This is a genomic window from Paraliobacillus sp. PM-2 (assembly GCF_001368815.1).
GTDB lineage: Bacteria > Bacillota > Bacilli > Bacillales > Amphibacillaceae > Paraliobacillus.
In genome coordinates, this window is the sequence record NZ_CTEI01000003.1 from 136,102 (window position 1) to 148,533 (window position 12,432).

Sequence of the window (12,432 nt, forward strand, 5' to 3'; positions counted from 1 at the left end):
GGGGAAATACACTCGCTTTCCGCGGGCACGGCCGAAGCTAACTTGGTAAAGAAATTCACTTTACCAAGTGGATCTTCGGACTCGTGCTATTCCCGCAGGAGTCTCGCATATTTCCTCTGCTAAGGCGCTTTTATACTAAATGCATGTTACCTTCTGAGCCTTAATAAAATAGAGAGCACCACCACATTTAGTATAGATCCAAATAAAAAAAGCCCTTAAGGGCTTTTTTTAATGTAAAGATTTTGCCATTTTGATTATATCATCTTTTTCTAACTCACCGGTAATGGTTATTTCTGTGCGCATCCTCACCCACAGTAATGTTGTTGTTCCGTCATCATAAGAGATTAACGTAGCCTCTACTCCATTTAAATTAACTGTTTCGACTTGTGCCAATTGATTATTAACCGTCATATTACTAGAATAGAATTCCCCAATAATTTTACTTTGTTTAATGACAAATGCATTTCCTTTTCCTTCATAATTTAAAAAAATATGTTCTAATGGCGCCCCTTCATATGTCCTTCGAGTAACATAATCCAACCGATATCCCTTAGGTATTTTACTAGGGGTTACAATATGAAAAGATGCCTCTTGTACTGCTTCCTTCAAACTCATGTCTGTATCTATAGGGTGCAGTTCCTCTGATTTTAACGATTCATCATAAGGCGGTGGTGATGGAGGCTGCTCAATTGGTTCATCAGAAATTTGATTGTTAATTTCTGTACGATCTGCTTGCTTTTCTACAAAGTAATTAGAGAACCACCCAAATGCTTCCCCATCTTTCAATTGTGTAAAAAGAGATCCTACCAAAAGAATAAGAAATACACTTGCTACACTTAACACTTTTTTATGATAAAGAATAAATGATTTTCTTTTTGGCTGTTCGTTTATTTCCATCTGGATTTGTTTCCACATGAATTCTTTCATTGGAGCAGCATTAGGAGCTTCATTATATTCTTTCTTAACAACTTGTTGAAGTAATTGATCATCTATGTACTTTTGTTTTCTTTCATCATTCATTACGTTTCACCACCAAAAAGATGTTTGCAAGATTCATCAGCTTCCATTTGCATACGTAGTTCTTTTTTTGCTCGATGAATACGGGATTTAATTGTCCCCTCTTTTAAATCAGTAAATGCACTGATCTCTTTATCTTTTAGTTCATGTATATACTTTAGAACTAATACTTCTCGGTATTCCGGTTTTAACATGGCTATCTTATCAATAATGGCCTCTTGTCTTAGCTTATTTTCTACTGTCGTTTCGAGGCTTGCAGATACTTCTTGCTTGGATTTTACATGGTCTAATACAAAGTCTTCTGTTGGAACGCCATTCCAAGAACTCTGCTTTCTAATTAAATCAATAGCAGTTCTTGTTGCAATTGTAGATAGCCATGCACCCATTTTTTCTCTATTCTCTAATCGATCCATATACTTAAATGCTTTGACAAATGTATCTTGAACAACGTCTTGCGCAAGATGCTGATCTTTTATAACAAAAAAAGCATCCCGAAATACGCGCTCATAAAACAGATCATATATAAGACGGAACTCCTGCTCAGATAGTTCCGTTTTTTTCTTAAATCTTTTAAACATCCATTTATCACACCTTTATAAACAACAACGCTATACCTTAAATATTACCATAAATACTATGGGTAAAGTTTACCATATAACAATGTTGTATGTGTGTCTTTTTGGAATAATTGTTAAGAAAAATAAAAACCCCGTAGCAACGCTTTCGCTACAGGAATTAACCTAATTGTTGAATAGAAGATGTTGTTTTTATGAGGTAATCAATTTTTTGATCCAAGAGGATAATACGTTGTCTTGCTGTTTCAAAATCAATTTTTCGATAATGATGACCGCCACTCGGCTCCTCATCAGCAGTATCGGCTTGTGCAACAAGTTTCTGTAAGGGATGTAAATGCAATGTTCCTTCAGGTAAATACGAATCAGTATGCAACAGAATTGCCAACGCAATCTCTTTTGCATCAGGGAGGTTTTCCCCTAAACGAACCAATAGCTTATGTGCGCGTGCTGCACCTTTGATTGCATGAATGTCATTTTCCTTATACTTTTCAAAATCCCATTTCCCATCTTGATACCATTCATAGTGACCAATGTCATGTAACAGGCCAGCTTTGGCAGCCAGATCTGGAGATACATGATAATCTGCGGAGATATCAACTGCTTTTTCTGCAACAGAGATTGCGTGTTCCATCCCTGATCGGCCAACATATTTTTGCACAATAGGATGATTAATAAGCATTTCTAACGTTACTTTACGCATGTTTACGCCTCCTTCTCTGCTTTAAAAAAAGGTATATTGCTAAAAACAATACCACATAATAAAAGTAATTTCAATAGTTTTATGTTAATTTTTTGTGAAATCAACAGCACCTTGAATACAACGGTAGGCAGATATTTTCCTAAAAAATTATATTACACATTTGTAGTAATATAACATATGATAAAGCATGTAAAAGAATTTAAAAGAATTTATTAAATTAACTTTACTTATTCGCAATATTTGGTATTATATACATGAATTCATTAATAAATGAACGATTTTATATGTTGAAAGGGGATAGTTGCGTATGTTATTGTCTTTATACTTCCTCACGGTAATTTTAATCACTTTTAAAGTAATTTCTTTTATCGACAAATTGACAACACGTAACAAAAAGAAAACGTTTATGGATGCAGATCCAACCCAACCCGTTTTTGCTTTTCCAGAAAACTAATCCTTTAGTAGAAAAACAATAAACGAAATTCACGCCTTTTGAAAAAATCAAAAGGCGTTTTTGTATGGTTACGAGAAACTAATACCAAAGAAAATAATTAGATAAGTCGTACATTTATTAACGCAGTTCCGCGACTTTTTTTCACTTTAACACCTTTAATGTTTTCCCTTATTTTTAAATAAACTACAGCGCCTGTTACCCACTACTTAACCATGATTTACAGTAAACAAACATATGAAGCTAATTTTCATCTTTTGGATAGAAGCAAAACTTGTGGGAAAACTATACTGACAACTTGAAAAGGTGGGATTAGATGGATACAAATGAAGAGAAGACTTATAACTATTTTGACCAATCTATCATGGATTACAAAGAAGGAACAGCCTATTTACAAAAGACTTTACCTAACGTCGCTGAACCTTATATGTCATTTACAGATGCTTGCTTTAAAGCAGGTTCACTTGATAAAAAACAAAAACAATTAATGGCATTAGGCATTAGTGTCTATGCACAGGATGAATATTGTATCATTTATCATACAAAAGGGGCAGTCGAGAATGGCGCAACTGAACAAGAAATAGCAGAAACAATTGGAGTAAGTGCTGCACTCGGCGGTGGTGCAGCCTTTGCACAAGGAGTCACACTTGCTCTCGATACATTCCATCATTACAATCAAAAACAGAAGTAGAAAAAGCATCCATTTGGATGCTTTTTCTTTATTGTCATCATACTAGTATGAGCTGTACAATAATGTTTACAAACTAAAATAAACCACTCAAGATGATTCATATTATTCATAAAGAAAGGATCTAAAATAAATGAAAAATAATAAAGCAATTGTTGTTTTTAGCGGCGGACAGGATAGTACAACATGTCTGTTCTGGGCATTAGAACGATTTAATGAAGTTGAAGTAGTAACATTTGATTATCAGCAACGGCATGATAAAGAAATTGAAATAGCTAAACATATAGCAGAGAAACTAGAAGTAAAACAAACAATATTGGATATGTCTTTATTAAATCAGCTCGCACCTAACGCATTAACCAGATCAAATCAAGCAATTACAGATGGTGAAAATGGAGAGTTACCGTCTACTTTTGTTCCTGGCCGAAATTTATTATTTTTATCTTTTGCAACCATTTTAGGCAGACAAATCGGAGCAAAGCATATTATTACTGGTGTAAGTGAAACAGACTTTAGCGGGTATCCTGACTGCCGAGATATATTTATTAAATCACTCAATGTGTCGTTAAACTTATCCATGGAGGATCAGTTCGTCATACATACACCACTCATGTGGTTAGACAAAGCGGAAACATGGGAACTAGCCGATCAATTAGGAGCTTTCGATTTTATTCGAGAGGAAACACTAACTTGTTACAACGGGATTCAGGCTGATGGATGTGGTGAATGCCCTGCATGTAAGTTAAGAAAAAATGGCTTGGAACAATTTTTGGCGACGCGTTCACAATAATAAAAAAGGAGTATACAAACAGTGAGAAAGATTGAATTAAATTTGAAATTATTAATTAGCATCATCCTACCTACTTTTCTTTTGCTTGCTTTTGTATACGCCGACCCAACAAATTCAAACAAACAGTACAAGAACACCCCAACTCTATTCATACATGGCTATAAAGGAGGACCAAGATCATTTGAAACCATGCTTAGAAGGTTTGAACAAAAACAATTGGGCGAAAAAGCAATGGTAATACATGTTGCTCCAAATGGCAATATGGCAATAACCGGTAACTTAGCAAAGCAATATCCCTCTTTTATACAAGTTATCTTTCAAAATAATCGAGCAACGATTGCGCAACAAACACAATGGGTGAGAAAAATACTTCATCAATTAAAAGAGGTCTATCATGTGCAACAAGTAAATGTAGTCGGCCATTCCATGGGTGGCCTTACTGCAACTAATGTTATTTTACAAAATAAAGACAGCAACGCTATACCTACGATAAAGAAACTCGTCGTTATCGCAAGTCCATTCAAAGGAATCGATAACCCTGACTATTTCTTTGTTAATACGGGGCCTGCTGCAGTTGATCTGAAAACAGAATCAGAAGCATTAAAAAAAATCATTGCGAATAGAGAAAGTTTTGATCCTACGATTAAAGTATTAACTATTGCAGGAGTAATTGATAAAACAGGGACAGATGGACTAGTCAGTCTTAGTAGCGCCATGGGTATTGAAGAAATTGTTAACAAAGACCAGATTCAACGTGAAATTTTTTATGACAAACAAGCTACACATTCCGGTCTACACGAACACACTGGTGTAGATCAAAAAATTGCAACGTTTTTATGGAAGTGAAGAGATTTTAATTAATACATTGTTTAATCTACATTTGTTTACACTATAATCATAATCACAATGTAGCCATCAAAATAATGTTAAACTAGCTTTATTAATAAAAGTAGAAAGGATTAGATATCATATGAAACGACATGAATCATTACATCCTCTCACCCACCATCACCATCATACATTAGTGATGGCTCAGAAACTTAAAAAATTCAGTGATAGCGATCGTATTCAGCCCACTACACGAGAAATCATTGATTTTTGGATTCAGGATGGAGAAAAACACTTTCGTGATGAAGAGGAAGTATTGTTACCGTTATACGCACAATATGAGTCCGTCGATCAACCATGCATTCAGGAAATGTTAATACAACATGTAGAGATTCGAAGTTACATTCGGCAAATTCGAATGAACCAATCCTCTAAGCCAGATTTGTTTCGTCAACTTGGTGCTTTGTTGGAAAAGCATGTCCGTCTGGAAGAACGAACAATTTTTCCGATGATCGAACAAGCGGTTCCAGAAAACTATCTATATCAAGCAAATGGACAGTACCACAGAGATTCACATAGTGGATATTAAAGGATGTATAAAGTTTATTTGTTGAAGGAAAATGGTGATAGGTTTTGGGTGAGCGATACATACAATTGAAAACTTTGATAAAGCAACTTTGATTCTCAAGCGAATACATGTATGGTATAATTAATTTGTTAAAAACTAAATAAAGGTCACAGCCGTCCTGTGACCTGAAGATAAGCGGTTCCCCCAGAGGGATCGGCTATCTACTTATACGATAGACCTCTCCTAGTCACTTGTTAGGGTAAATAGGGAGGTCTATTTTTTATTGATCAGTGACACAATCAACGCGAGTAATGCAATCAATAATGTACCAAATCCAATTAGTACCATAAAACTTTCATACATACCCACAGGCATCACCTCCTTATTACGAGGCTAGCCGACCTTTCCCTAAAAGAACATTATCTGCTTGTATTATACCATAATTAATTTAAAATAGGAACAAGCGTTCTTATTTACATTCGAAAGTCCTATTTATTAATGATTCAGGGATATACTTTCGTTACGATGCAGTTAATGATTTGTTCCCAAAACGAATAACTCGGATAGCATTTAGAATAACAAGCAATACACTTAATTCATGAATCAGCATACCTGAAGCTAGAAAAACATTTTTTGTCATCACTCCAATTAATAGGCCAACAACGATAGCTACAGCAAAGTAAATATTTTGCTTCATATTGCGAACGGTTGCGCGACTTAGTGCGAGTGAATATGGAATTTTTTCTAACTGATTAGACATTAGAACTAAATCAGCAGTCTCCATCGCCACATCTGTTCCTGCAGTTGCCAATGCAGGGGCATCACTAATACCATATATTAATGAAGAAAATATAAATAAATATGTTTCAAAAAACTGATAAATCAGCATTAACATCTTTTGAACACATTATAAATTGCTGTTTTTAAACATGAGCATGAGCAAAACATGAGCAATTCTCAAAAAATATTATGTTAGAACACACTTCCTGAGTCGAGTTTAAGTCAAATCATTTCAAGTATTTTAAAAATCCTTTAATACGAGCTATATCTAATATTAATTTCACTGGAAATCTTTCATCTCTCTGCTTCTTATAACTTATCTTTTATATCCCTTTTCTCGCCTTCTTAAAATAGACAAAAAATAAAAGCTTCATTAGCATCCCTTTAGTTAAATAAGATGAACATTTGCAACAAGAGTATATAACACAAATTTATATCTATTTTTGTATTATTTTTTTATAAACGACATTTTCTAATTTGTTTTCTAACAAATTTATTTCATCCTGCAAATGGTTGTCGCTGAAGTTTAAATGATTTATTAATTCTTTGTACTTAAGTATAAATCATTTTTTTAATAACCTGATACATAGTGAGAAAGTACGGAGTGCCCACTTACGTACTGACACATGTCAGTCAGTACAATTGGGCTTTTTCGCAAGCGAAAAAATACGTTCAGCTATGCAGAATAACCTTTAGATAAATTTCAAAAAGTCTGAGACAAAATTAAGATGATAATAAAAAGTTGCACCTTCCCAACACGTAGTTGGAGGGTGCAACTTTTGTATAATTTCAACAATTTAAGTAAGTGAAAAAGGATAACTTCCGATAAAAAAGTGCCCTAACAATTGCTACGTTTACATAATGGATAAAATCATCCGTCGCTGACCTTACGCACTAATGTTAGTAGGTTCTTATTAATTTAGTCGAGTTATGCTAAAGCTTCATGAGTTACTTTAGCGGAAATTTTAGTTTGATAGTTATTAGATTCAGATAATGTATTATTTAATGAATACTTGCTATCTATTATTTGCTTACTTTTAATTTTGCTAGTTTCGACTTCTATATCTAACTCTTTAAGAACATCAGCATTAGAAGCAAACGCTTTACTACTCACCCCTAAAAACAACAGTGCACCAAATAAAATCCCTAAATACCCTACTTTTTTTACTAGTGTAATAATAAATTCCTAATTTTAATTATATACTTATATATAACATTCATTCCATTTAATTGTAAGCTTTTTTCGTGGAATTATTTTTAATTATTATCTCTTCAGATTTTTCATTCCATTTAATTATAAATTTTACTTTTTCCTGTTTTTTTATATCTGTAATCATATCCTCAGAGATGGATCTTGATAGTATTTCATCTTTTTGTAAAGTTGTTTGTTCTAAACCAATTTCAAAACTGCTCCCTACAAATAAGGTCACACTGATATCTTGAATATTATCTGAAAGTTTAATTGGTTTAATTAAAAGCTTTGCATTTTTATTTGCTGGATTAACTAGCTGTATTTTCCACATTTCACCTTCGCCTTCTAGTATTATATTATCTTCAGTAGTATTCATACAACCGCTGAAAACAACAGTTATTAATATAATCAAAAAAAGTTTTATGATAAATTTCAAAAAAAACACCACCTCAATGATTAAAAATTTTCTTTCATAGTACCTTCACAACCCTAGTACCTTTTTTTAAACTAGTATTCATTTTTCGTATGGACACCTCAATTAAACTGATTGTGTTTTATACAAGGTACAAAGAATAGAATATAAATAAAGCATATATTTCTCTAAATCATATAATGTTAACGTTTCAATTGCACTATCTTAACAAAATTGAAATAATTTATCAAAATTGAATTTATGATTATAAAGTATTTCTATATATAATTTCTATAGAATAATTGGTCGAAAGAAAAAAGTAGCTAATGAGTTTAGTGAATATCATTAATTTGGAAATTGATGAGAAAAACAGGTAGGAACATGGAACTCACAAAATTTTATTTATAGTTATACTTCTATAGTCTACTTAAAGAAATATTTAGATTTATTTAATGTTAGATATCGTTGTACTTTCGTTTATGTTATACATTTAATTAATTACTCCCCATCACCCACCAACGCCAACAATTTTTACGGCTCGTTGATACTCTTTAATCACTTCCTCCTTATCTTCAGGTAATAATTGTGCATAAATTGGCTTAAGTTTAGTTCATTTGCAATAGCTGAGGCGGTTCGTTCATTGTCTCCTGTCAACATAATAACTTCTTTTGCATTTGTTTGTTTTATTTGTTCTATCATTTGCTTAACACCTTGTCTTGCTTTATCTGCAATTGCGAGAATGCTAAGTAAATGCTCTTTATTTGCGACTAAGATGGCTGTTTGACCACTACTCTCTATGCTTTGTAATTGATCTTTCACTTCTTGAGAAAAATGAAAATCCATACTCATCCATTAACCTCGTTCCGATCAACAGTTTTTCATTATCAACTATAGCAGTAATCCCACGTCCAGGTAGCACAGTAAAATCCTCTCCAGGCGAAATGGACGTACCAAATGTATACTTTGTTTCTTCTACAATTGCTCTAGCTAAATGATGTTCGGAATGCATTTCTGCTCGTACCACTTTCCACAATAATTCTTCTTTTGAACCTGTAAATGCATGCATTTTTTGTAAATTATATTTTGAGGGAGATAAATACGTAAATGCGTTTAGGATACATGTTTTTCTCCTGTTGGACCACGGTTTTGGAACAATTTATACCAATCTTGAAATGGGAAACTATTCCAAAGCATATACTAGTAATTATGGAGATAAACTATACGATATTGGTTACACATTTCCAGTTCGCCGTATGTGCCGTATTTTTAAAGGTACAACAGTCGTTGCATATCTTTATGCGGGTGGTAAAGTGGTTTGTAACCCTTATGATGGTTCCCAAGGCGGGGAAGAACACCCTTATCGCTTGATGATTCGTGGTTATATTAAAAATGGCAAGTATTATAATGCTACTGCAGAGCATGGAGTAAATTATCTATGGTTCGATACAGATTATGAAATTGGATATTCCATGTACAATGAAGCAACTACTTATACAACAGGGGGGTAAAATAATTTTTAAAAGTATGGATATAATTATTTTAATTTGGATATTAGAAGAAGTCAGGTTTTTCCTAGCTTCTTTTTTATATTTGAATATATTTTTTAAGGTCAGAGGCAGAATATGAAGTAAGATGTAGACAGAATCTCAGACTGACAAACAGGAATTGTATATACGTGAGCGTCAGATTATATGGCCTAGTTCTGCACTGGGAAATAAATCGGTAAAAAATCTTTTTGTAACTAGAAATTTATTCTAGTAACCTTTTGCTATTCCTAATTTCAATATTTATCTTCATTCAATCTTCTGTATTCTAGCATAATTAACACAAAACAGGAAGGCGCGTTCTTATTTACATTTAAAAGTCCTTTTTTTTAGTGACGAGAAAAAAGCTTTTTAAGTATTTAGAATATAAAATAACATCTTAATTACTACCCGATTCTTTTTCGTGCATCAATAATAAAGAAAACGGACTGTATCATCATTTCAGTCCGTTTTCTTATCAAAATCAATATACCGTATATTTCCCTACATATTTGCAGGTTAAGCAGAAGTTACTTTTGACTTAATTACTGGATATCCCAAGTCTCCAATCGCATTTTCAATATCTTTGATTGTAATGGATTCTGAATCAAAATTTGCCCTTACTTTGCTAGAATTAAACAAAACTGTCACACTATCTTTTTCTACACCGTCTAATCCTTTTACAGCATTTTCAATTTTTTGTAAGCACGATGGACATGATAATGTTTCTAATTGAATTGTTGCTTTTTGCATTGTATACATCTCCTTTTTTATATTCAGTCTTTATTTTGTTTTCTTTTTTTCTTTACAATTACAGTATAATGCGGTTTTGATTTTTAAAAATTGATACAAATCAATTTTTAAAATCTCTTTATAAATTTGTTATATTTTTAGGTAGCTTTACTTTCCTTATCGTTCCCTCTGCTTGCTATTGTGTCATGCTTGGAACCTTTTAATCGGTAGCGAAGCAATCTCATTCCATTTAGGATAACTACTAAAATACTTGCTTCGTGAACTAACATTCCAATCGACATGTTCATCCACTCGCTAAATAGTAGACTTGCTAATAGAATCAATACGACACCTACTGCAATGATAATGTTTTGTTTCATGTTTCTTGCGGTTGACTTTGTCAAACCTAATGCGTGTGGTAAGCGGCTAAAGTCAGCGTTCATCAAGACGACATCTGATGTTTCGATTGCAACGTCTGTTCCGCTCCCCATGGCTATCCCGATATCAGCTAAGGCAAGGGAAGGACTGTCATTCACGCCGTCACCAACAAAGGCAACGGTCTGACCTTCTGCTTGCACTTTTTCAATATAAGCTGATTTGTCTTCCGGAAGCATATGTCCATGTGCTTTCGTTAACTCAAGTTCACGAGCAACGACGTCAACCGTTCCTTGGTTATCCCCTGAAAGTACGACAAGGTTTTTTACACCAAGTTTTTTTAACTTTTGAAGGTCTTGTTTTACCCCTGGACGAACGCGATCTCGAATGCCCATTAGAACCTTTAGTTCCCCATCGACCGCAGTAAGAACCAAAGAGTTCCCATTATGTTCAAAGCTTTCAATATCTTCTCTACTTTTTTCGTTTAATACAACATTTTCTTTCTCCATTAAAGCTACGTTGCCAACCGCAATACGGCGTCCATTGATTTGTGCAGTAACCCCGCCTCCTTTGATGACTTCGGTTTCTCCCACGGTGAAAAAGTTTGTTATACCAATATATTCTATGACTGCTTTTGCCAACGGATGATCCGATTCACGTTCCACACTGGCCAAGTATCCGAGAACTTCCTTTTTGTCTGTTCCGTAAAACTCCATTTCTGCTACTTCTGGGTTGCCTACTGTCAATGTCCCTGTTTTGTCAAAAAAAATAGTGTCTACTTTACTGAAATCATTGATGACTTCGCTACCTTTTAAAAGTACACCGTTACGCGCACCATTTCCGATACCGGAAACGTTGGATACAGGAACACCGATGACTAATGCTCCAGGACATCCTAAAACAAGAACCGTGATAGCTAGTTCAACATTAGTTGTAAATAGCCAAACAATAATACCAAGGACAAGAACAGCCGGTGTATAGTATTTAGAAAATCGATCAATAAAACGTTCTGCTGCCGATTTCGAATCTTGCGCCTCTTCTACCAATTCGATAATTCGGCCAAATGTTGTGTCTTCTCCAACACGGTTGGCTTGGATTTTAATCGTTCCATTTTCCAAGATTGTTCCTGCAAATACTTCCGAACCATTTGCTTTACTTACTGGAACAGACTCACCAGTAATACTTGCTTCATTTATGTGACCTTCACCAGTCATTACAATTCCATCTACCGGAACTTTTGCACCGGTTTTCACTAGTAAAATATCACCTTCTTCTACGTCATCCACATCTACTTCTTCAAACTCTCCATTTTCCAGCTGTTTTTGTGCACGCTCAGGTGCCAGCTCAGTTAATTCCTTAATAGCTGAGCGTGTTTTATTTAATGTCCGTCTTTCTAAGTAAGCGCCAAATAAGAATAGAAACGTAACAATTGCTGACTCTTCATAGTTTTGAATGAGTAAAGCTCCCACAACTGCAATTGTGACTAATACATCTATGCTTACAACCTTTACCTTTAAAGCTTGGTAGGCTTGAATAGCGATCGGTGTACCACCAATAATTGACGCAGTAATTAATGACCAGTTAAAAATGAACAGATTACCTAAACCAAAATGAGCAAAGAAACCAAGAGCAATCAGAAGTGCACTGATTAATGTAATTTTATTTTTCTTTGCCAGAATAATTCGCTGCATATGACTCCCTCCATACTTTTTAAATAATTCTGACCTGAGTACATTTTAATAATTAAGTGAAACAATACTTTGTTTTCTTTTCTTACTAATAGCTTACATGCAATACGTTT

The 12,432-nt window shown here is 34.0% G+C and carries 16 protein-coding genes; 5 read left to right on the top strand and 11 right to left on the bottom strand.

The features are described from left to right. Positions 1–228: 228 nt before the first annotated feature. The 3 genes from BN1058_RS13255 to BN1058_RS13265 all read right to left on the bottom strand — a co-directional run bounded on the left by BN1058_RS13255 (position 229) and on the right by BN1058_RS13265 (position 2,292). Positions 229–1,020: a DUF4367 domain-containing protein gene (locus tag BN1058_RS13255; protein ID WP_090858696.1), complete on the bottom strand. Its 792-nt coding sequence runs from the start codon at positions 1,018–1,020 to the stop codon at positions 229–231. Next, positions 1,020–1,595, bottom strand: a complete 576-nt coding sequence (locus BN1058_RS13260; RefSeq protein ID WP_090858699.1) for an RNA polymerase sigma factor — start codon at positions 1,593–1,595, stop codon at positions 1,020–1,022. Before BN1058_RS13260 ends, BN1058_RS13255 begins: the two co-directional genes overlap by 1 nt. Positions 1,596–1,752: 157 nt before the next feature. Continuing rightward, a complete protein-coding gene (locus BN1058_RS13265) occupies positions 1,753–2,292 on the bottom strand; it encodes an HD domain-containing protein (RefSeq protein ID WP_090858703.1) in 540 nt (179 codons plus the stop codon). A gap of 767 nt (positions 2,293–3,059) precedes the next feature. On the opposite strand from BN1058_RS13265, the gene BN1058_RS13270 reads away from it, so the two are divergent. The 4 genes from BN1058_RS13270 to BN1058_RS13285 all read left to right on the top strand — a co-directional run bounded on the left by BN1058_RS13270 (position 3,060) and on the right by BN1058_RS13285 (position 5,638). Continuing rightward, complete coding sequence (locus BN1058_RS13270; RefSeq protein WP_090858706.1) at positions 3,060–3,434, top strand: carboxymuconolactone decarboxylase family protein; 375 nt, start codon at positions 3,060–3,062, stop codon at positions 3,432–3,434. A 130-nt stretch (positions 3,435–3,564) separates the two neighbouring features. Next, positions 3,565–4,221, top strand: coding sequence for a 7-cyano-7-deazaguanine synthase QueC (gene queC / locus BN1058_RS13275; protein ID WP_090858709.1), 657 nt, complete (start codon positions 3,565–3,567; stop codon positions 4,219–4,221). Positions 4,222–4,242: 21 nt separating this feature from the next. After that, complete coding sequence (locus BN1058_RS13280) at positions 4,243–5,067, top strand: alpha/beta fold hydrolase (protein ID WP_176694529.1); 825 nt, start codon at positions 4,243–4,245, stop codon at positions 5,065–5,067. A gap of 124 nt (positions 5,068–5,191) precedes the next feature. Then, positions 5,192–5,638, top strand: a complete 447-nt coding sequence (locus BN1058_RS13285) for a hemerythrin domain-containing protein (protein ID WP_090858715.1) — start codon at positions 5,192–5,194, stop codon at positions 5,636–5,638. Positions 5,639–5,890: 252 nt separating this feature from the next. Here the strand turns inward: BN1058_RS13285 and BN1058_RS14215 are convergent, their stop codons facing one another. The 6 genes from BN1058_RS14215 to BN1058_RS13310 form a co-directional block, all read right to left on the bottom strand. Then, the gene (locus BN1058_RS14215; protein WP_255307099.1) at positions 5,891–5,980 is read right to left on the bottom strand and encodes a putative holin-like toxin; all 90 of its coding nucleotides are present in this window, start codon (positions 5,978–5,980) and stop codon (positions 5,891–5,893) included. A gap of 157 nt (positions 5,981–6,137) precedes the next feature. After that, positions 6,138–6,512, bottom strand: coding sequence for a hypothetical protein (locus BN1058_RS13290; protein ID WP_090858718.1), 375 nt, complete (start codon positions 6,510–6,512; stop codon positions 6,138–6,140). Positions 6,513–7,325: 813 nt separating this feature from the next. Next, positions 7,326–7,511 carry a hypothetical protein gene (locus BN1058_RS13295; protein ID WP_141652156.1) on the bottom strand — a complete coding sequence of 62 codons (186 nt, stop codon included), beginning with the start codon at positions 7,509–7,511 and terminating at the stop codon, positions 7,326–7,328. A gap of 112 nt (positions 7,512–7,623) precedes the next feature. Continuing rightward, entirely contained in the window at positions 7,624–8,025 is a 402-nt protein-coding gene (locus tag BN1058_RS13300; RefSeq protein WP_090858724.1) for a hypothetical protein, read from the bottom strand. Between the two features lie 531 nt (positions 8,026–8,556). Beyond that, on the bottom strand, positions 8,557–8,850 hold the full coding sequence (locus tag BN1058_RS13305; protein WP_090858726.1) for an HAD family hydrolase: 294 nt from the start codon (positions 8,848–8,850) through the stop codon (positions 8,557–8,559). Next, on the bottom strand, positions 8,789–9,067 hold the full coding sequence (locus BN1058_RS13310; RefSeq protein ID WP_090858729.1) for a hypothetical protein: 279 nt from the start codon (positions 9,065–9,067) through the stop codon (positions 8,789–8,791). Before BN1058_RS13310 ends, BN1058_RS13305 begins: the two co-directional genes overlap by 62 nt. A gap of 67 nt (positions 9,068–9,134) precedes the next feature. On the opposite strand from BN1058_RS13310, the gene BN1058_RS13315 reads away from it, so the two are divergent. Continuing rightward, positions 9,135–9,509 carry a hypothetical protein gene (locus BN1058_RS13315; RefSeq protein WP_090858732.1) on the top strand — a complete coding sequence of 125 codons (375 nt, stop codon included), beginning with the start codon at positions 9,135–9,137 and terminating at the stop codon, positions 9,507–9,509. A 534-nt stretch (positions 9,510–10,043) separates the two neighbouring features. Here BN1058_RS13315 and BN1058_RS13320 read toward each other — a convergent pair. Together BN1058_RS13320 and BN1058_RS13325 are read right to left on the bottom strand one after the other, a co-directional pair. After that, positions 10,044–10,277: a heavy-metal-associated domain-containing protein gene (locus BN1058_RS13320; RefSeq protein WP_090858735.1), complete on the bottom strand. Its 234-nt coding sequence runs from the start codon at positions 10,275–10,277 to the stop codon at positions 10,044–10,046. A 137-nt stretch (positions 10,278–10,414) separates the two neighbouring features. Further along, entirely contained in the window at positions 10,415–12,322 is a 1,908-nt protein-coding gene (locus tag BN1058_RS13325) for a heavy metal translocating P-type ATPase (protein ID WP_090858738.1), read from the bottom strand. Between the last annotated feature and the right edge of the window lie 110 nt (positions 12,323–12,432).

Bases quoted from the DNA above. Each gene is read 5' to 3' on its own strand.
- BN1058_RS13255 (WP_090858696.1), bottom strand. From the start codon at position 1,020: ATGAATGATGAAAGAAAACAAAAGTACATAGATGATCAATTACTTCAA.
- BN1058_RS13260 (WP_090858699.1), bottom strand. From the start codon at position 1,595: ATGTTTAAAAGATTTAAGAAAAAAACGGAACTATCTGAGCAGGAGTTC.
- BN1058_RS13265 (WP_090858703.1), bottom strand. From the start codon at position 2,292: ATGCGTAAAGTAACGTTAGAAATGCTTATTAATCATCCTATTGTGCAA.
- BN1058_RS13270 (WP_090858706.1), top strand. From the start codon at position 3,060: ATGGATACAAATGAAGAGAAGACTTATAACTATTTTGACCAATCTATC.
- queC (WP_090858709.1), top strand. From the start codon at position 3,565: ATGAAAAATAATAAAGCAATTGTTGTTTTTAGCGGCGGACAGGATAGT.
- BN1058_RS13285 (WP_090858715.1), top strand. From the start codon at position 5,192: ATGAAACGACATGAATCATTACATCCTCTCACCCACCATCACCATCAT.
- BN1058_RS14215 (WP_255307099.1), bottom strand. From the start codon at position 5,980: ATGTATGAAAGTTTTATGGTACTAATTGGATTTGGTACATTATTGATT.
- BN1058_RS13290 (WP_090858718.1), bottom strand. From the start codon at position 6,512: ATGTTAATGCTGATTTATCAGTTTTTTGAAACATATTTATTTATATTT.
- BN1058_RS13305 (WP_090858726.1), bottom strand. From the start codon at position 8,850: ATGAGTATGGATTTTCATTTTTCTCAAGAAGTGAAAGATCAATTACAA.
- BN1058_RS13310 (WP_090858729.1), bottom strand. From the start codon at position 9,067: ATGCATGCATTTACAGGTTCAAAAGAAGAATTATTGTGGAAAGTGGTA.
- BN1058_RS13320 (WP_090858735.1), bottom strand. From the start codon at position 10,277: ATGCAAAAAGCAACAATTCAATTAGAAACATTATCATGTCCATCGTGC.
- BN1058_RS13325 (WP_090858738.1), bottom strand. From the start codon at position 12,322: ATGCAGCGAATTATTCTGGCAAAGAAAAATAAAATTACATTAATCAGT.